The following is an 18806-nucleotide window of genomic DNA, read 5'->3' on the forward strand; positions in this document are numbered from 1 at the left end:
GGGACGGGGCCGGGACGCCGCGGCCGGCCGACGGGCGCGGGCCCGGCAGCGGACCCCGCTTGCCCGGGCCGGGGCGGGGCGGGGACGGGGTCCGCTGCCGGTCCGGGCGCCGGGTTCGTCCGGTTCGTCATCGGTCCGGGGCCCCGTTCTCCGGGCGCGTCACCGGACCGGGTCCGTGGCCTTCGGGCGCGTCCCCCGGGTCCGTGCCGGGGGCGTCCCGGAGGCCGCGCAGTTCGTGCCGCAGGTCGTCCAGTTCGCTGCCGCCGGCCATCTGCCGGGTCAGCTCGTCCAGGGTGATCCCGTCGCGGGTAAAGTCGCCCGCCGTCGCGCCCCGCTTCAGCAGGACGAACCGGTCGCCCACGAGGTGGGCGTGGTGTGGGTTGTGCGTGATGAGGACGACACCGAGGCCCCGGTCACGCGCCGCCGCCACGTACCTGAGGACGACGCCGGACTGCTTGACGCCGAGGGCCGCCGTGGGCTCGTCCAGCACGAGGACCCGGGCGCCGAAGTACACCGCCCGCGCGATGGCGACGCACTGACGCTGGCCGCCGGAGAGGGTGCCGACGGGCCGGTCGACGTCGCCGAGGTCGATGCCCATGCGCAGCAGTTCGGCGCGGGTGGTGCGGCGCATGTGGTCCACGTCCAGGCGCCGGAAGGGGCCCTTGCCCTTGCGGGGCTCCGAGCCGAGGAAGAAGTTCCGCCAGACCGGCATGAGCGGGACGACGGCCAGGTCCTGGTGGACGGTGGCGATGCCGCGGTCCAGGGCCTCGCGCGGGGAGGCGAGGCGGGTCTCCTCGCCGTCGAGGGCGAGCGTGCCGGCGTCGTGCGGGTGCACACCGGCGATGATCTTGATGAGGGTGGACTTGCCGGCGCCGTTGTCGCCGAGGACGCAGGTGATCTCCCCGGCGTGCACCGTCAGGCCGACGTCCGCCAGGGCGTGGACGCCGCCGTACCGCTTGCCGACACCGGTCAGCTCGACGAGCGGGGTGCGGACGGTGGTGGGGGTCATCGGGTGGCCTCCGCCCGCTTGCGGACCCAGGCGTTGAGCAGGGTCGCCAGGAGCAGCATCGCTCCGAGGAAGAACTTGAACCAGTCGGGGTTCCACTCGGCGAAGACGATGCCCTTGCTGGTCATGCCGAAGATGAGCGCGCCGATCGCCGAGCCGACGGCGCTGCCGTAGCCGCCGGTGATCAGGCAGCCGCCGATGACGGCCGCGATGATGTAGATCAGCTCGTTGCCGACGCCCTCGCCGGACTGGACGACGTCGTAGGCGAAGAGCAGGTGCTGTCCGGAGATCCAGGCGCCGAGCGCCACCCCCATGTAGAGGCCGATCCGGGTCCGGGTGACGGGGACGCCGACCGCGCGGGCGGCCTCCCGGTTGCCGCCGACCGCGAAGATCCAGTTGCCGGCGCGGGTGCGCAGCAGGACCCAGCTCGCCAGGGCGACCAGGCCGAGCCACCACAGGATGGTCACCTTGACGCCGACGCCGCCGACGGTGAGCGTCGAGGCGAAGACGGCGCGGGCGGCCGGGAAGCCGTCCATGTCGGCGATGGACTTGGTGGAGACGGTGGCGCCGATCAGCTTGGTGAAGCCGAGGTTCATGCCGGTGAGCATGAGGAAGGTGCCCAGGGTGATGATGAAGCTGGGCAGCTTCGTGCGGGTGAGCAGGAAGCCGTTGAAGGCGCCGACGGCCAGGGTGACCGGCAGGGAGACGGCGATGCCCACCCAGACGTTGGCGGTCGCCTGGTAGCTGACCATCGAGGAGACGAGGGCCGACGAGGTCACCAGGACACCGGCGGAGAGGTCGAACTCGCCGCCGATCATCAGCAGGGCGACGGGGACCGCCATGATGCCGATCGTCGAGGACGCGTAGAGCACGGTGCTGAGGCTGGCGGCGCGCAGGAAGCTGTCGGCGGTCAGCGCGAAGAAGGCGAAGACCGCGACCGCGCCGACCACCGAGCCCAGCTCGGGGCGGGCGAGCAGCGTCCGCAGCCGGGAGGCGTACGCCCGCGCGGGAGCCGCGGGGGGTTCCGGTTGGGGCCGGGACACCTGCGGAAACGTTTCGCTCATCGCGTGCCCCGCTTCGTGTACGCGGCCAGCGCGGCGGCGTCGTCCTTGGTGAGGATCTGCGGCCCGGTCAGCACCGGCCGGCCGCCGCCGAGGACGTCGGCGTTGTACTTGTACAGCCAGAGCAGGTCGACGGCCTCGTAGCCCTGGAGGTAGGGCTGCTGGTCGACGGCGAAGCCGAGGCTGCCGTCCTCCAGACCGGCGGCCACCTTGGCGTTGAGGTCGAAGGTGTCGATCTCCGCGTCGCTGCCGGCGCCCTGCCGGGCCTTGACGGCGGTGTCGGCGTAGGGGGCGCCCAGGGTGACGACGGCGTCCACCAGGCGGTCGGTCTGGAGCTTGGCCTCCAGCGCGGACTGCACGTCGGGCATGCTCGTGCCGTTGACGTAGAGGCGCTGGAGGGTGCCGTCGAAGGTCTTCTCCACGCCGTCGCAGCGCTGTTCGTGGCCGACGTTGCCCTGCTCGTGCAGGACGCACAGGGCCCGCTCGCGGCCCCGCCGGTTCAGTTCCTCGCCGACCGCCTCGCCGGCCACGGTCTCGTCCTGGCCGACGTGGGTGAGCGCGCCGAACCGGGCGGACTCGCCGGAGCCGGAGTTCACGGTGATCACAGGTATCCCGGCCTTCCCGGCGCGGGCGACGGCGGCCTTGAGCGCGTCCGGCTTGGCGAGGGTGACGATGATGCCGTCGACCTTCTTGTCGACGGCGGCGTCGACGAGCTGCGCCTGCTGCTGGGCCTCGTCGTCGTGGCTGTACAGGAAGTTGACGTTGTCCTTGAGGGCGGCCTGTTCCGCCCCGCTCTGGACGATGTCCCAGAAGGTGTCGCCGTCGCCCGAGTGCGTGATCATGGCGAAGGTCCAGCGGGGGGTGTCCACCGCGGCCCTCCCGCCGGCCGCCGCGGCCTTGCGGGCGTCCTCGGCGCGCTTGCCGCCGGCGCTGCTGCAACCGACCAGGGACAGTGTCAGTGCCCCCGCCAACGCGATGCCTACCCAGGTCCGAAACCGTGCCACGAGGCCGTGCCCTTCTTGCCGTGTCATGCCGTCCTGCCGTCCCGCCGCCCTGCCGGGTCGTGCGGGCGTCCTGCCGTGGTGCGCGGTCGGTGCCGGCCCTCGTGGCGGCCGGGCGGGGAACGGAATCCCCACCGGCGCCGAGGGCCTCACCCACCCCAAACGCTCCATTGTCGGACACCGCGCAGGGCCGCCCGGCGGCGGGGCGCGGGAAGCCCGTCTCTTTGTCAGGACAATGTGACGAACCGGCGGGCAGGACGGCCGGCCCGGGACCCGGCGGACCCGGCCCGCCCGGCCCCGTTCGCCCCTCGGGACCGGACCCCGTACGCCCCTCAGGACCGGACGAGGAGCTGGAAGTCGAAGGAGTAGCGGGCCGGCCGGTAGGTGTGGGTGCCGAACTCGACCGCGCGCCCGGTGTCGTCGAAGGTGGTCCGCTCCATGGTGAGCAGCGGGGCGCCCTCGCGTTCGCCCAGCCGTTCGGCCTCGGCGGCGGTGGCGGCGCGGGCCCCGATGGACTGGCGGGCGCTGTGCAGGGTGACCCCGGCGGCGCGCATCAGCCGGTACAGGCCGGTCGCCTCCAGTTGGGCCGTGTCCAGGTCGAGCAGGCCGGTGGGCAGGATGTTGCACAGGTACGCGATCGGCTCCCCGTGGGCGAAGCGGAGCCGCTCCACGCGGTGGACGTCGCTCCCCTCGGCCACCCCGAGCGCCACGGCGGCCTCGGCGCCGGCCGGCACGAGGGTGTTGACCAGCACGGTCGTCGCGGGGCGCTGGCCGGCCGCCTCCAGGTCGTCGTAGAGGCTGCTCAGTTCCAGGGGGCGCCTGACCTTGCTGTGCACGACCTGGGTGCCGACGCCCCGGCGGCGCACGAGCAGGCCCTTGTCGACGAGCGACTGGATGGCCTGGCGGACGGTGGGCCGGGACAGGCCGAGGCGCCCGGCCAGCTCGATCTCGTTGCCGAGCAGACTGCCGGGGGTGAGGGCGCCGCGCTCGATCGCGGCCTCCAGCTTCTGGGCGAGCTGGAAGTACAGCGGGACCGGGCTGCTGCGGTCCACGCCGAGATCGAGCGAGACGGTCGGGTCCACCACTGGTTTCGGCACGCCACGAGCGTAGCTCCTGAGCCGCCGTTCGAACCCGCCTGGTTCGATTGTCCGGACATACACATTGACAGGGCCCGGCCTTGCGGCCACTTTGTTTCCATGCGCATCGGGATCATCGGTACGGGCCGCATCGGCACCGTCCACGCCAACACACTCAGTCGCCACCGCGACGTCGGATCCCTGATCCTGACCGACGCGAACCTGGGCCGGGCCCAGGAGCTGGCCCACCGGCTGGGCGAGACGGCCGCGCCGGGGGTGGACGAGATCTTCCGCTGGGGCGTGGACGCGGTGGTGATCACCACGGCGACACCGGCCCACGCCGAGCTGATCGGCCGGGCGGCCCGCTCCGGGTTACCCGTGTTCTGCGAGAAGCCGATCGCGCTGGACGTGCCCGGCACCCTCGCCGCGATCGCCGAGGTGGAGGCGGCCGGGACGGTGCTCCAGATGGGTTTCCAGCGCCGATTCGACGCCGGGTACACCGGGGCCCGGGAGGCGGTGCGCTCCGGCCGGCTGGGGCGGCTGCACACCGTCCGGGCGGTGACCAGCGACCAGGAGCCGCCCCCGGAGGCGTACCTCCCGCAGTCCGGCGGGCTCTTCCGGGACACCCTCGTCCACGACTTCGACATGGTGCGCTGGGTGACCGGCCGGGAGGTCGCCGAGGTGTACGCGGCCGGGTCGGACGCCGGTCCCCCGGTGTTCCGGGCGGTGGGCGACGTCGACACCGGCGCGGCCGTGCTCACGCTGGACGACGGGACGCTGGCCACGGTCACCGCGACCCGGCTGAACGGCGCCGGGTACGACGTGCGCATGGAGCTGGCCGGAGAACGCGACCAGATCGTCGTCGGGCTGGACGACCGCACGCCGATCGCGTCCACCGAGCCGACCGGGCCGCCCGCCGCCGACAAGCCGTGGACCGGCTTCGTGGAGCGCTTCGCCCCCGCCTACGAGGCGGAGCTGTCCGCGTTCGTGCAGGTGGTGCGCGGTGAGCGGACCAACCCGTGCGACGGGCGCGAGGCCCTCCAGGCGCTCCGGGTCGCCGAGGCGTGCGAGGTCTCCCGGCGGGAGCGCCGCGCGGTGCGTCCGGCGGAGATCCCGGGGGCGCCCCTCCCGGAGCCGGGGCTCGGCACCTTCGGCGGCCGGTAGGGGACGGTACGCCGCAGTCCCGCGGACCGGGAGCGGCCCTGCGCCGGGCGAGGCGGTGGTGCGCGGCGGGGCCGCGCGCGTCAGTAGGAGCCGTACGAGGGGCTGCCCGTGCGGTCGTACGACTGGACGCAGACGCCGGCGGCGGTGACGTGGCCGCCGGTGTGCCGGAAGGCGGTGGGCCGCACCCCCCGCGGGAAGAGCCGGCGGCCGTCGCCGAGGACCACGGGGAAGGTCAGCAGGTGCACGGTGTCGACCAGGCCCAGGTCGAACAGGGAGGCGGCGAGGTCGCCGCTGCCGTGCACCTGGAGTTCGCCCTCGGTGCGCTCCTTCACGGCCGCCACCTCCTTGGCGAGGTCCCCGCCGAGCACGGTGGTGCCCGCCCAGGACGGGTCGGTGAGGGTGGTGGAGGCGACGTACTTCGGCAGCCCGTTGAGCCGGGAGGCGATGGGGTCCTGCGGGTCGGTCTTCGCCGGCCAGTAGGAGGCGAAGATCTCGTAGGTGCGGCGGCCCAGGAGGAAGGCGCCGACGCGGTCGAAGACGCCGGTCATGAAGGCGCCGAAGTCCTCGTCGCCGTACGGGACGCTCCAGCCGCCCTGGCGGAAGCCGCCGCGGGTGTCCTCGTCGGGACCTCCGGGGGCCTGGTACACGCCGTCGAGGGTGACGAACGAGGTGAGGACGAGCTTGCCCATGGCGGGTGCCTGCCTTCCGTGTCCGGGGTCCGCCGCGGCCGGCGGACCCGCTCTCACGGGTGTGGACCCCGCGGAGGGCGCCGGCTCATCGGTGCCGCCGGGCCGGATCGTCCGGGGCGGCCCCGCGTCCACCCTCGCGCGCGGCGGCCGGGCCCGCCACCGGCACGGGGCCGGCCGGGCGGCGGCGGGCCCGGCCGCCCCGGGGGGTCGGGGCGGCCGGGGCCCGGGGTCAGCCGCCCAGTTCCTGGTGGCGGGCGGTGAGGCGGGCCGCGCCGTCCTCGGTCAGCGAGCCGAACAGGCGCAGGCGGGAGATGCCGCCGTCGGGGAAGACGTCCACGCGGGCGTGAGTGCCGACGGCGTCCTCGGGCAGGACGAAGCGGTGGTTGGTGTCGGGCTGGAGCCGGGTACGCGGCAGCACCTCGCGCCACTCGCCGTCCTCGCCGTCGCGCACCGACAGCGCGGCCCAGCCGCCCGCGTTGCCCACCAGGTAGGCGGTGTCGATCTCGACGGCGCGGAACCGGGAGCGCTCCGCCAGCCGGTAGCGGATCCAGTCGTGGCCCCGGTCGCGGCGGCGCCGGGTCTCCCAGCCGTCGTCCATCTTGCGGGAGCGGCCCGGCTGGATGGTGTTGGTGGCCGGCGAGTAGAAGCGGTCGGAGGCGTCCTCGACCTGTCCGCCGTTCTCCAGCGCGACCACGTCGAAGGCGCCGCGGGCGGCGAGCCACTCGGGGTCGGGGACCACCTCGCCGTGCACCCGCAGGCGGGCGATGCCCCCGTCGGGGTGCTGCTTGAGGCGGACGTGGGTGAAGCGCTGCTCGGTGTCGACGGGGAAGCCGTTGGCCGCGTGGCCGCCGACCGGGGTGCGCGGGACGAGGGTGGTCCACTTGACGTCGTCGGCGAGCAGTTCCTCCGGCGAGGGCGAGCCGTGCACGGTGGTGGCCTCGACCGAGACGGACTGCGGGTAGTTGCCGCGGAAGTGGGCGGTGTCGACGACAATGCCGCGGATGACGCCGGGCGCGCCGAGCCGGATCAGCGCCCAGTCGTGGTCGTCCTCGCCGGGCCACGGCGTCCCGGCGGCGGGGCCGCGCCGGCGGCGGGTCTCCCAGCCGTCCATGACCTTGCCCTTGTGCCCGAAGGCCGTGGGGTCGAACTCGGCCCGCTCGGGCACCAGCAGGTTCTCGCGCTGGGCGAAGAACTCGTCGTTGGCGGCGACGGCCCCGGCGCCGAGCCGCCGGTCGGCGAGGTTGGCGTACCGGGTGAAGGGCAGGTCGCCGGTGCGGTAGTCGGCGTACGGGTCGCCGCCTCCGTACGGCTTCGCGTCGCCGGTGAAGCGGGCCGCCTGTGCGCTGTGCTGGGCCGTCACGGTGATCAGGGGTTCCTTTCGGTGGGGCGGGGTGTCGGGGCCGGGTGGCCGGTGGTCCGTGGGGAAAGGTGATCGGACAGTGGTCAAGGGGTGGGGGTGAGGAGGCGGCCCTGCGGGCCCGTGAGGCGGCCGTCGGCCATGACGCGCCGGCCGCGCAGCCAGGTGGAGGTGACCACGCCGTGCAGGGTGCGCCCGGCGTACGCGGTGACGCGGTTGCGGTGGTGCAGCGCGGCCGGGTCGACGGTGAAGGTCTCCTCGGGGGCGAGGACCGCGAAGTCGGCGTCGTGGCCGGGCGCGATGGCGCCCTTGCGGCCGTCGAGCCCGGCGAGGCGGGCGGTGGCCGCGGACATCCAGCGGACCACGTCGTCCAGGGTGTGGCCGCGCCCGCGGGCCTCGGTCCACACGGCGGAGAGGCTGAGCTGGAGGCCGGAGATGCCGCCCCAGGCGGTGGCGAAGTCGTCGGTCTTCAGGTCGGCGGTGGACGGCGAGTGGTCGGTGACCACGCAGTCGATGGTGCCGTCGGCGAGGGCCTGCCAGAGCAGGTCGCGGTTGGCGGCCTCGCGGATGGGCGGACAGCACTTGAACTCGCTTGCCCCGTCGGGGACTTCCTCCGCGGTGAGGGTGAGGTAGTGGGGGCACGTCTCCACGGTGAGGCGCACGCCCTCGGCCCGTGCGCGGACGATCAGCGGCAGGGCGTCGGCGGAGGAGAGGTGGAGCACGTGGACGCGGGCACCGAACCGTGCGGCCTGGGCGACGAGCGTCGCGATGGCGGTGTCCTCGGCGTCGCGGGGGCGGCTGGCGAGGAAGTCGGCGTACCGGGGGCCGCCGCGCTGCGGGGCGGCGGCGAGGTGGTGCGGGTCCTCGGCGTGCACGATCAGCAGCCCGTCGAAGGCGGCGATCTCGGCGAGGGACCGGGCGAGCTGGTCCTGGTCGAGGTGGGGGAACTCGTCCACGCCCGAGGGCGACAGGAACGCCTTGAAGCCGAAGACGCCGGCCTCGTGCAGCGGGCGCAGGTCCCTGGTGTTGCCGGGCAGGGCCCCGCCCCAGAAGCCGACGTCGACGTGGGTCCGGCCGGCGGCGGCCCGTCGTTTGGTCTCCAGGTGGGCGGTGGTCGTGGTGGGCGGCAGGGAGTTGAGCGGCATGTCGACCAGGGTGGTGATGCCGCCGGCCGCCGCGGCGCGGGTGGCGGTGGGGAAGCCCTCCCATTCGGCCCGCCCGGGGTCGTTGACGTGCACGTGGGTGTCGACCAGTCCGGGCAGGACCGCCCGGTCGCCGGCGTCCTCCAGCCGGGCGCCCGCCGGGACGGGGGCGTCGTGCGGCAGGACGGCCGTGATGGTGCCGCCGCGCACCGCGATCGCGGCGGGGCGCGTCCCCTCGGGCGTGACCACGCGTGTCGAGCGCAGCACCAGTTCAGCTTCGGACACCCGGTCCCCTTCCTTGTCGGTCGTCGTCCGGTGCCACGTGTGTCGGGTGCCTCACGTGCGCCGGGTACGTCGGTCGTGCGTCGTGTGCGTGGCCGCCCGCGCACGGTTCACGCGGCCCCTGCGGCATCCGCGTCGTCCGCGTCCTTCGGGGCGTCCACCTCGTCGGGCCGCTGCCGCGGCCGGGTCCGGCGGGGTGGCGGCTCGCCGCGCGGCGGTGCCGTGCCGTGGTCACCGCACGCGGAAGCCGTCGTGGCGCGGCGCGGGAGGAACCGCCACCCACCGGATTTCAACGTTCTGTTGAAGGAGTCTTCACTCCCCGCCGGGAGCCGTCAAGGGGGCCGGAATCTCCGGACCCGGAGCACGCGCCCGCCCTGGACGTTTCCACAAAGCGGAATTAGACTTCCAGCACGCAGAACGTAGCTTTGGACAAGCGGGGAGTCAACCGGCCGCCGGGTAGGCTGCTGCCCTCCCGCCAGTCCCGAAAGGAACGTGCCGTGCCGACGTCCAGCGCCAGCACCACCGACCCCGCGAGGCCCGCCCCGGGCGGCGTCCAGTCCCTGGAGCGCGCCTTCGACCTGCTCGAACGGATGGCGGACGCGGGCGGCGAGGTCGGGCTGAGCGAGCTGTCCGCGAGCAGCGGCCTGCCCCTGCCGACCATCCACCGTCTGATGCGCACCCTCGTGGCCTGCGGCTACGTACGCCAGCAGCCGAACCGGCGGTACGCGCTCGGCCCCCGTCTGATCCGGCTCGGCGAGTCCGCCTCCCGCCTCCTCGGCACCTGGGCCCGGCCGCACCTGGCCCGCCTCGTCGAGGAGACCGGCGAGACGGCCAACATGGCGCTGCTCGACGGGGACGAGATCGTGTACGTCGCGCAGGTGCCGTCCAAGCACTCGATGCGGATGTTCACCGAGGTCGGCCGGCGGGTACTGCCGCACTCCACCGGCGTCGGCAAGGCGCTCCTCGCCGACGTGCCGCCGGAGGAGGTGCGGGCCCTGCTGCGCCGTACCGGCATGCCGGCCGCGACCGACAAGACCATCACCACGCCGGACGGGTTCGTCGCCGCGCTGGCGGAGGTGCGCCGCCAGGGGTACGCGATCGACGACAACGAGCAGGAGATCGGCGTGCGCTGCCTGGCCGTCTCCGTGCCCGACTCCCCCACCGCCGCCGCCATCTCGATCTCCGGGCCGGCCGGCCGCGTCACCGAGGAGGCGACCGGGCGGATCGTGCCCGTGCTCCAGCAGGTGGCCGCGGAACTGTCGGAGTCCCTCCGCAACTCGGCTGCCGCCTCGGCATCCTGACAGGACGTCAGCCTCCCGCCGCCTTTCGCTGCCTGACGCGGCGTCGGGCGCCCGCCTCAGCGGGCCGCCCGCGCCAGCCACGGGGGCGGGCGGAACGACGCCTCGGCGTAGGGCGCCGGGTGCACCGCCCGGCTGCGCCCGCCCTGCACCTGGTAGACCAGCGGCGCCTGGGACAGCGACGGGTCCGGGCTCTCGTCCGGGTAGGCGGCGTTGGTCTGGCCCGCCGCCCCCAGGAAGTAGGCCCCGTTGACACCGCGGTGCACGACGTGGCGCAGCGCGGCCACGGTCTCGGCCGGCCGGCCCGGCGCGTCGAGGCCGCTCCAGGCCCGCGCGAGGACCTGGACCTGGTCGTACCCGGCGCCGGCGAGGCCGTGTCCGGGCGCGCGGCCGTGCAGCCGGGCGTAGTCCCGCGCGAACCCGGCGCCGCGGGCGTCGCCGTAGCGGCCGGTGACGCTGGCCCACACCACGCCCTCGGCGGCCTCCCCCGCCTCCGCGAGGTAGGCGGGCACCGACGGCGTGTACACGTTGTAGACGAGGGTCGGTGAGGGGTCGCGGGCGAAGGCACGCTGGAAGGCGGCCATCGCCACGGGCGGGTGGTTGCCGAGCAGCAGCGCGTCCGGGGCGGTGCGCCGCACCTGCTCCAGCACCCGCGTCCAGTCGTCGTAGGGCGGTCCGGACCTGATCCGGAACTGCACCCGCCAGCCGGCCGCCTCGACGAGGTCGGCGCCCCGCTCGCCGAGGATCTCCCCGTCCGCGACGCCCGGTTCGACCACGCCGACGGTGCGCCGGCCGGGACGCCACAGCCCGGCCGCCGAGGTGTGGGCGGCGAAGCGCAGGAAGCCGCGCACGTAGTTGCTGCGGCGCGGGCCCGCCTGGAAGACGTTGCCGAAGACGGTGGGTTCGGAGGCGACCCAGGCGGCCTGCAGGTCGCTGCTGCCCACGTTGAGGTACGGGAGGCCGTATGCGGCGGCCCGCTCGTAGCTGGGGCGTTCGTCGACCAGCAGGTAGGAGCCGACCAGGGCGGCCAGGTCGTGGTCGGCGACGGCGCGGAAGGCCGCGTCGACCGAGGCCGCGTCCTGGTTGTCGAGCGCGAAGGACGCCAGCTCCAGCGGGCGTCCGGCGACCCCGCCGCGCGCGTTCACCTCGGCGACGGCGAGTTCGGCGCCCCGGCGCAGTTCCTCGCCGTCGGCGCCGTAGGCGCCGAGCAGCGGGGCCATGAGGCCGACGGTCAGGGGTCGGGGCACGAAGTGGCGGGTGCCGGGGCGCGGGGCGCCCGCGAACCGGGGCGGGGCCGGGCGCCCCCGGTCGAGCGCGTCCAGCATGCCGGCGCCGAGCGCGGACAGTTCCGCGCAGCCGCCGGGCACGGGCAGCCGCAGCAGGCCGCTGTCCACGGCGAAGGCCGCCGCGGCGGCGCGGCTCGGCTGGCCCAGCTTGTCCAGCAGAGATTCGACCTGCTTGCCGACGGTACGGGGGCTGGTGCCCAGGTAGTGGGCGACGGAGCCGTTGGTCAGCCCGCCCGCGAGCAGGGTGAGCACGTCCAGTTCGCGCAGCGTGAGCCCGTAGGGCGGATCGCAGCGGCGCACCGCGGCGGTCACGGTGATGGGGCGGCCCTCGGCGGTGGGCGGCGCGGCGAGGTCGACGCGGGCCCAGCCGCCGTCCTCGGTGATCCACACGAAGCAGACGGCGGTCCGGCCCGTCTCCGGCATCAGGGTCGCCCAGCGGCGCACCCGCTCGTGCAGCACGAGGTCGCAGCCGCGCACGTCGAGCCGCTCGCACTGGCCCAGGGTGTCGAAACGGGCCACCCCCGGCCGGGCCCGCCGCGTGTTCTCGGCCATGGCCGCGGTGGGCCCGGAACGGTCGCGCGTCATGCCGCACCTTTCTCCTCCCGGTGGCCCCACCGCTTCTCCAAGCGTCCGACCAGCACCGACGCCGCCCCGCGTCCATGGGGAGAACGACGTATTACCGCGCATCGTCGGCCATGGGAACGTCCCTTTTCAAGGCCGGAATCCCTACCGGTATGTCCTCTCACATCGTGGAAAGGGGTCTCATGCGCATTGGTGTCGAATGCGGTGGCACCTTCACCGACCTGGTCGTCCTGGACGACGACGGCGCGCTGCGGGCCACCGCGAAGGTCTTCTCGACGCCCGCGGACCCGTCGCACGCGGTGATCGAGGCGATCGACGCCCTCCCCGAGGGGCTGCGCGAGGGGGCCCTGCTGCTGCACGGCAGCACGGTCGCCACCAACGCGCTGCTGGAGCGCCGCGGCCCCCGGCTCGGCCTGCTGGTCACCCGCGGTTTCCGCGATCTGCTCACGCTCCAGCGCCAGGACCGCGACCGCATGTACGACCTGCGGTACGTCAAGCCGGCCCCGCTGGTGCCGCGGGAGCTGGTGCGCGAGGTCGACGAGCGGGTCACGGCCACGGGCGAGGTCGCCGTGGCCCTGGACGAGGAGAGCGTGCTCCACGCGGTCAAGGAGCTGCTGGCCCGGGACGTCACGGCGATCGCCGTGTGCCTGCTGCACTCCTACGGCAATCCCGCCCACGAGCGCCGGGTGGCCGAGCTGATCGGCTCGCTGGCACCGGAGCTGCCGGTGTCGCTGTCCTGCTCGGTGGCGCGGGAGTTCCGCGAGTACGAGCGCACCAGCACCACCGCCGTCGACGCCTTCGTGCGGCCCGCCGTCGCCGGGTACCTGGACCGGCTGGCCGCCGAGACCGCCCGGCGCGGCATCGCCGGGCTCCAGGTGATGCAGTCCAACGGCGGCGCCGTACCGGTGCCCGTGGTGACCGCGCGCCCGGTGACGATGCTGCTGTCGGGCCCGGCCGCCGGGGTCAGCGGCGCCGTCGCGGTCGCCGAGTCCGCCGGGCTGGGCGACGTCGTGACCATGGACATGGGCGGCACCAGCACCGACGTGGCCCTGGTGGTCGACGGTGCGCCGCGGCTGACGCCCGAGGTGAGCGTCGACGGGCTCCCGGTCCGGGTGCCGATGGTCGACATCACCACCGTCGGCGCCGGCGGCGGCAGCGTCGTCGGCGTGGACAGCGGCGGCCTGCTCACCGTCGGCCCGCGCAGCGCCGGCTCGCACCCCGGTCCCGCCTGCTACGGCCGGGGCGGACGACTGCCCACGGTCACCGACGCCGACGCGGTGCTCGGGCTGCTCGGGCCGCGGCCGATGATGGCCGGCCGCTTCCCGCTGGACCTGCCGGCCGCCGAGTCCGCCTTCGCCCCGCTCGCCGCCCGGCTGGGCCGTACGGTGGGCGAGGCCGCCTGGTCCGCCCACCAGTTGGCCAACGTGGCGATGGCCGGCGCCATCCGGGTCGCCTCGGTCGAACGCGGCCACGACCCGCGCGGCCTGACCCTGCTCGCCTACGGCGGCGCCGGCCCGGTGCACGCCGCGGGCGTGGCGGACGAGCTCGGCATGCGCCGCGTCGTGATCGCCCCGCACTCCGGACTGGCCTCCGCCTACGGGCTGCTGGTCTCCGGTTTCCGGCGGGAGTTCGCCCGCACCGTCCTCGTGCCCGCCGACGCCCTCGACGCGGACCGGCTGCGCGCGCTGCTCGACGCCGTCACCGGGGAGGCCCACGCCGAACTCGCCGGGCAGGGCGTCGACCCCGCCACCGTGCGGGACGGCTGGAGCGTCGACATGCGCTACGCCGGACAGGGCTTCGAGCTGGCGGTACCGCTGCCGGACGACGGCCCCGACCGGGTCGGCCGGCTGGTCGCCGCCTTCCACGCCCTGCACGCCCGGCGCTTCGGGCACGCCGACCCCGGCGCCGCGGTCCAGGTGGTCACGTTGCGGCTGAGCACCACCCGGCCCCGCCCCTCCGTCGCCCTGCCCGAGGTCGCCCACCGGCCCGACGCCGCGCGCGTGCCGTCGACGGTGCTGGAGCAGGGCGAACCGCGCGCCGCCGTGACCCTGCCCCGGGAGGCGCTCGCCCCCGGCGCCGTCCTGCCCGGACCGGCGGTGCTCACCGACGCGTCCTCCACCGCCTACGTCCCCGGCGGCTGGACCGCGACGGTCGACCCGGCCACCAACCTCGTCCTCACCAGGAGCTGACCCATGGCACTCGACGCCTCCCGGCTGGGCCTGATCCAGGCCGCGTTCTCCTCCATCACCCGCGAGATGGCCACCGACCTGCGGCGCGCCGCGTTCTCCTCGATCGTCCGGGAGGCCCGGGACTACTCGGTGGCGCTCACCGACGCCCGGGGCGAGGTGGTCGACCAGGCCGAATGCATCCCGATCATGACGGCGGGCATCTCGTTCGCCATCCGGGGGCTGGCCGACGCCGTCGACCTCACCACCCTCACCGAGGACGACGCGCTGCTCATGAACGACCCGTTCAACGGCGGCCAGCACCTCCAGGACATCTACCTGTTCACGCCGGTCTTCGTGGACGGACGGCTGGCGGCCTTCGCCGCGAGCGTCGCCCACCACGTCGACATCGGCGGTGGCAGCCCCGGTCTCAACGCCACCGCCACCGAGATCTACCAGGAGGGCCTGCGCCTGCCGCTGAGCCGCTTCTCCGTCTCGCGGGACTGGGGCCGCGGCGGCTTCGTGGAGGAACTGGTCCGGGCCAACGTCCGGGTGCCCGACCTGGTCGTCGGCGACCTCAACGCCCAGTTCGCCGCCAACCGCACGGCCGCCATCCGGCTGCGGGAGGCCGCCGCCCGCTTCGGCACCGACGACTGCCTGAGCGCGATGGAACAGCTCAAGGACTACGCCGAGCGGCGCACCCGGGCCGCCCTCGGCCGCATCCCGGACGGCGTCTACACCTCGGTGCAGACCCTCGACGCCTCCCCGTGGGACGCCGGCACGGTGGAGGTCCGGGTCCGCGTCACCGTGGACGGCGACCGGCTCCACCTCGACTTCACCGGCACCGGCGACCAGGTCGAGGGCAACGTCAACTGCCCGCCCGCCTCCACCGTCTCCGCCGCCCTGAGCGCCGTGCGCTGTCTGCTCGACGAGCCGGACATCCCGTTCAACGAGGGCTGCAACCGGCCGATCACCGTCCACGCCCCGCTCGGCAGCATCCTCAACCCCCGTTCCCCGGCCGCCGTCCGCAGCCGCCTCACCCCGGCCAGCCGGGTCTTCGACGCGGTCGTCGATGCGCTCGGCGCCCAGGTCCCCGAACGGTCCGCGGCGACCGGCTTCGACACCACGACCGCGTTCACGGTGAGCCACCTCGACCGCTCCACCGGCGACTACCAGGTGGTGCTGGAGATCCTGGGCGGCGGCTGGGGCGCCTGCGACGCGCACGACGGCGCCGACGCGCTCGACAACCCGGTCTCCAACTGCGCCAACGCGCCCGTGGAGGCCCTGGAGTCGGACTACTCCCACTTCCGCGTCGTCGAGTACGCCCTGCACGAGGACTCCGGCGGAACCGGCGCCCACCGCGGCGGCCACGGCATCCGGCGCACCTACGAGGCCGTCACCGACGGCGTCGACGTCGCCGGGTACGCCGACCGGCACCGCGCCGGCGCCCCCGGACTGGACGGCGCCGAGGCGGGCCGCCCCGGCAACTTCGCCATCACCCGGGCCGACGGCTCGGTGGTGGACCTGCCCGTCGTCTTCCACGAGCGGCTGGGCGCCGGGGACCGCATCAGCGTCGTCACCGGCGGCGGGGGCGGCCACGGCGCGGGCACCCCGGCTCCCGAAGCGAACTGACGCCCCGCCTCCCAGGGCCTTTCGTTGGGCTCACACCGGGCTCGCGGAGTCCGGCCTGATCCCAACGAAAGACCCCAGCCCGCTCGTCCCGTACGCCCGTCCCTCCCCCACCCGTCCCCAGGAGTCACGTCATGCGTCACGGAGCCTCCCCGGCCCCCGCCACCGGCAGCGGACCGGCACCGTCCGCCTCCCGGCTCGCCGCGGCCCAGATCATCGGCACCACCATCGAGTGGTACGACTTCTTCATCTACGGCACCGCGTCCGCGCTCGTCTTCCACCACGTCTTCTTCCCCGACCTGCCGCCGCTGGTCGGCACCCTGCTCGCGCTCGCCACCTTCGGCGCCGGGTTCCTCGCCCGGCCGCTCGGCGCCGTGGTCTTCGGCCACTTCGGGGACCGCGTGGGCCGCAAGCGCACCCTCGTCGCCACCCTGCTGCTGATGGGCGGCGCCACCGTCGCCGTGGGCCTGCTGCCGTCCTACGCCACGATCGGCGCCGCCGCGCCCCTCCTGCTGCTGCTCCTGCGCATCGTGCAGGGCATGGCGGTGGGCGGCGAGTGGGGCGGGGCCGCGCTCATCGGCATCGAACACGCCGAGCCGCGCCGCAAGACCCTCTTCGGCGCCTTCGCCCAGCTCGGCTCCCCGCTCGGGCTGATCCTCGCCACCGTGGTCTTCCTCGGCATCACCGCCGGGTCCGAGACCTGGGTGCAGGGCTGGGGCTGGCGCATCCCGTTCCTCGCCTCGGTGCTGCTCATCCCCATCGGCCTGGTGATCCGTACGAAGATCCACGAGTCGCCGGACTTCCGCGCCGGCGAGCGGGACGGGGCACCGCGCCGGCTGCCGGTCGCCGAGGTGCTGCGCGCGGACTGGCGGCGCGTCCTGATCGGCGTCGGCGCCTTCGCGGGGGTCTTCGTCACCTACTACCTGCTCACCACGTTCACCCTCGTCTACGCCACCGGCACGCTCGGCATGAGCACGTCCCTCAGCCTGCCGGCCAACCTCGTCGCCGCGGTCAGCGAGGGCCTGTTCGTCCTGGTCGGCGCCTTCCTGGCACCGCGCTTCACCGCCCGCCGGGTCGCCATCGTCTCCGCGGTCGGACTGCTGCTGTGGGCGTGGCCCGCCTTCGCCCTGGTCGGCACCGCCGACCCCGGGCTGCTCTACCTCGCCGTCGCGGTCAGCATGGCCTTCGTCGGCGCCGGCTACGGCGTCCTCGCCGCCGAGGTCGCCCTGCTCTTCCGCCCCGAGGTCCGCTACACCGGCGCCTCCCTCTGCTACGGCGTCGCCGGCTCCCTCGGCGGGATCGCGCCCAGCCTGTCCACCTACCTGCTCGACCGCTTCGGCACCACCACGCCGGTGGCCGTGCTGACCGGCGCGGTCGCGGTGCTGATGACCGCCGCCTGCGTCGCGCTGCCCCGGTCCGCCGCCGACGGCACCCCGCGCGCGGCGGCCCCCGCCGACGCGCCGGCCGCGGCCGGCTGACCGGCCCTCCCCTTCCGCCCCGCGGGCCGGACGGCACCTCCGTCCCGGCCCGCGGCCGTCCCGCCCGCACCCGTCCCGCCCCGCGTCACCGCGCCCTTCCTCACCCCGGAGTACCGACATGCCCGCACCCGCCCCCGTCAACGGCCAGGTGTCCTTCTGGTTCCGCCAGACCGGCTTCCCGGCGCGGCGCGCGCCGCTCGACGGCCCCACCGACGCCGACGTCTGCGTGGTCGGCGCCGGATACACCGGGCTGTGGACGGCGTACCACCTCAAGAAGGCCCGGCCGGAGTGGGACGTGGTGGTGCTGGAACGCGAGTTCGCCGGCTTCGGCGCCTCCGGCCGCAACGGCGGCTGGCTCTCCGGGAAGATCCCCGGCTCCCCGGAGCGGTTCGCCCGCGAGCGCGGCAAGGAGTCCGTGCTGCGCTTCCAGGCGATGATGAACCGCGAGGTCGACGAGGTGCTCGCCACGCTGGACCGCGAGGGCATCGAGGCGGACGCGGTCAAGAGCGGCTACCTCCGCGTGGCGCACGCCCCGGCCCAGTTGGTCCGCCTGCGGGCCTCGGTGGAGCGGAACCGGCAGTGGGGCAACACCGACGAGGTGCTGCTGTCGGCGACGGAGCTGAAGGAGCGGATCGAGGTCGCCGGGGGCCTCGGCGCCGCGTACAACCCGCACTGCGCCCGCGTCCACCCGGCGCGGCTGGTCACCGGCCTCGCCGAGGCCGTCGTCCGGCTCGGCGTCCGCCTCCACGAGTCGACGCCGGTCACCGCGATCGGCCCCCGGTCGGTCACCACGCCCTTCGGAGAGGTGACGGCGCGTCATGTGCTGCGCTGCACGGAGGGGTTCACTTCCCAGTTGCCGGGCGAGAAGCGGACCTGGCTGCCGATGAACTCCTCGATGATCGTCTCTGAGCCGCTGCCGGAGGACGTGTGGCGCGGCATCGGCTGGGCGGGCGAGGAACTGTTCAGCGACCAGACCCACGCCTACCTCTACGGCCAGCGCACCGCCGACGGCCGGATCGCGCTGGGCGGGCGGGGGGTGCCGTACCGGTTCGGCTCCCGGGTGGACGCGGCCGGCGGCACCAGCGCGTCGACGGTGGCCTCGCTGGCGGCGACGCTGGCCCGGCTCTTCCCTGCGGCGGCCTCGGTTCCGGTGGCCCACGCCTGGTCGGGGGTGCTGGCGGTGCCCCGCGACTGGTGCCCCTCGGTCCGCCTGGACCGGGCCACGGGGCTCGGCTGGGCGGGCGGGTTCGTGGGGCAGGGGGTGACGGCCTCGCACCTGGCGGCGCGCACGCTCACCGATCTGGTCCTCGGTGAGGACACCGAGCGCACCCGGCTGCCCTGGACGGGCCGCGGGTCACGCCGGTGGGAGCCGGAGCCGGCCCGCTGGCTGGGGGTGCACGGCATGTACGCGGCCTACCGCGCCGCCGACCGCCAGGAGGAGGACGCGCGGACGACGACGTCGCCGCTGGCCCGGATCGCGGACGTCATCGCGTCGCGGTGAGCGCCGCCCTGCGCGAGCCGCCCGGCCGGTGAGCCGGGGACAGCGGGACGCCGGCGACCGTCGGGGGGACGCGCCCCGGGGGTCGCCGG

At 74.9% G+C, this 18806-nt stretch carries 14 protein-coding genes; 6 read left to right on the top strand and 8 right to left on the bottom strand.

Translation table 11 applies throughout. The features are described from left to right. Positions 1-127: 127 nt before the first annotated feature. The 4 genes from VM636_RS04475 to VM636_RS04490 all read right to left on the bottom strand — a co-directional run bounded on the left by VM636_RS04475 (position 128) and on the right by VM636_RS04490 (position 4150). The gene (locus VM636_RS04475; RefSeq protein ID WP_078962690.1) at positions 128-1009 is read right to left on the bottom strand and encodes an ATP-binding cassette domain-containing protein; all 882 of its coding nucleotides are present in this window, start codon (positions 1007-1009) and stop codon (positions 128-130) included. After that, positions 1006-2070: an ABC transporter permease gene (locus tag VM636_RS04480; protein ID WP_051821436.1), complete on the bottom strand. Its 1065-nt coding sequence runs from the start codon at positions 2068-2070 to the stop codon at positions 1006-1008. The genes VM636_RS04475 and VM636_RS04480 overlap by 4 nt, the downstream gene beginning before the upstream one ends. After that, positions 2067-3071, bottom strand: coding sequence for a sugar ABC transporter substrate-binding protein (locus VM636_RS04485; RefSeq protein ID WP_030421473.1), 1005 nt, complete (start codon positions 3069-3071; stop codon positions 2067-2069). Before VM636_RS04485 ends, VM636_RS04480 begins: the two co-directional genes overlap by 4 nt. Before the next feature lie 329 nt (positions 3072-3400). Then, positions 3401-4150, bottom strand: a complete 750-nt coding sequence (locus VM636_RS04490; RefSeq protein ID WP_338486295.1) for a GntR family transcriptional regulator — start codon at positions 4148-4150, stop codon at positions 3401-3403. Positions 4151-4264: 114 nt separating this feature from the next. On the opposite strand from VM636_RS04490, the gene VM636_RS04495 reads away from it, so the two are divergent. Continuing rightward, complete coding sequence (locus VM636_RS04495; RefSeq protein ID WP_051821437.1) at positions 4265-5308, top strand: Gfo/Idh/MocA family oxidoreductase; 1044 nt, start codon at positions 4265-4267, stop codon at positions 5306-5308. A gap of 80 nt (positions 5309-5388) precedes the next feature. Here the strand turns inward: VM636_RS04495 and VM636_RS04500 are convergent, their stop codons facing one another. The 3 genes from VM636_RS04500 to allB form a co-directional block, all read right to left on the bottom strand. Further along, positions 5389-5997 (bottom strand): dihydrofolate reductase family protein, encoded by a 609-nt coding sequence (locus tag VM636_RS04500; protein ID WP_030421476.1) that lies wholly within the window; start codon positions 5995-5997, stop codon positions 5389-5391. 229 nt (positions 5998-6226) lie between these two features. Then, positions 6227-7357, bottom strand: a complete 1131-nt coding sequence (gene alc, locus VM636_RS04505; RefSeq protein WP_053913857.1) for an allantoicase — start codon at positions 7355-7357, stop codon at positions 6227-6229. Positions 7358-7440: 83 nt separating this feature from the next. Next, on the bottom strand, positions 7441-8781 hold the full coding sequence (allB, locus tag VM636_RS04510; RefSeq protein ID WP_030421478.1) for an allantoinase AllB: 1341 nt from the start codon (positions 8779-8781) through the stop codon (positions 7441-7443). A 494-nt stretch (positions 8782-9275) separates the two neighbouring features. Between allB and VM636_RS04515 the strand changes: the two genes are divergently transcribed. Next, complete coding sequence (locus tag VM636_RS04515; RefSeq protein WP_030421479.1) at positions 9276-10079, top strand: IclR family transcriptional regulator; 804 nt, start codon at positions 9276-9278, stop codon at positions 10077-10079. 56 nt (positions 10080-10135) lie between these two features. On the opposite strand, the gene VM636_RS04520 is transcribed toward VM636_RS04515, so the two are convergent. Beyond that, positions 10136-11947, bottom strand: a complete 1812-nt coding sequence (locus tag VM636_RS04520; RefSeq protein WP_030421480.1) for an ABC transporter substrate-binding protein — start codon at positions 11945-11947, stop codon at positions 10136-10138. 179 nt (positions 11948-12126) lie between these two features. Between VM636_RS04520 and VM636_RS04525 the strand changes: the two genes are divergently transcribed. From VM636_RS04525 to VM636_RS04540, 4 genes are all read left to right on the top strand, one after another. Further along, positions 12127-14133, top strand: a complete 2007-nt coding sequence (locus tag VM636_RS04525; RefSeq protein WP_338483434.1) for a hydantoinase/oxoprolinase family protein — start codon at positions 12127-12129, stop codon at positions 14131-14133. Between the two features lie 3 nt (positions 14134-14136). Then, positions 14137-15741 (top strand): hydantoinase B/oxoprolinase family protein, encoded by a 1605-nt coding sequence (locus VM636_RS04530; RefSeq protein ID WP_051821438.1) that lies wholly within the window; start codon positions 14137-14139, stop codon positions 15739-15741. Between the two features lie 131 nt (positions 15742-15872). Further along, entirely contained in the window at positions 15873-17216 is a 1344-nt protein-coding gene (locus VM636_RS04535) for an MFS transporter (RefSeq protein WP_053913855.1), read from the top strand. A gap of 118 nt (positions 17217-17334) precedes the next feature. Then, positions 17335-18717, top strand: coding sequence for an FAD-dependent oxidoreductase (locus VM636_RS04540; RefSeq protein WP_338483439.1), 1383 nt, complete (start codon positions 17335-17337; stop codon positions 18715-18717). The last annotated feature ends 89 nt before the right edge of the window (positions 18718-18806 follow it).

The organism is Streptomyces sp. SCSIO 75703, assembly GCF_036607905.1.
Lineage (GTDB): Bacteria > Actinomycetota > Actinomycetes > Streptomycetales > Streptomycetaceae > Streptomyces.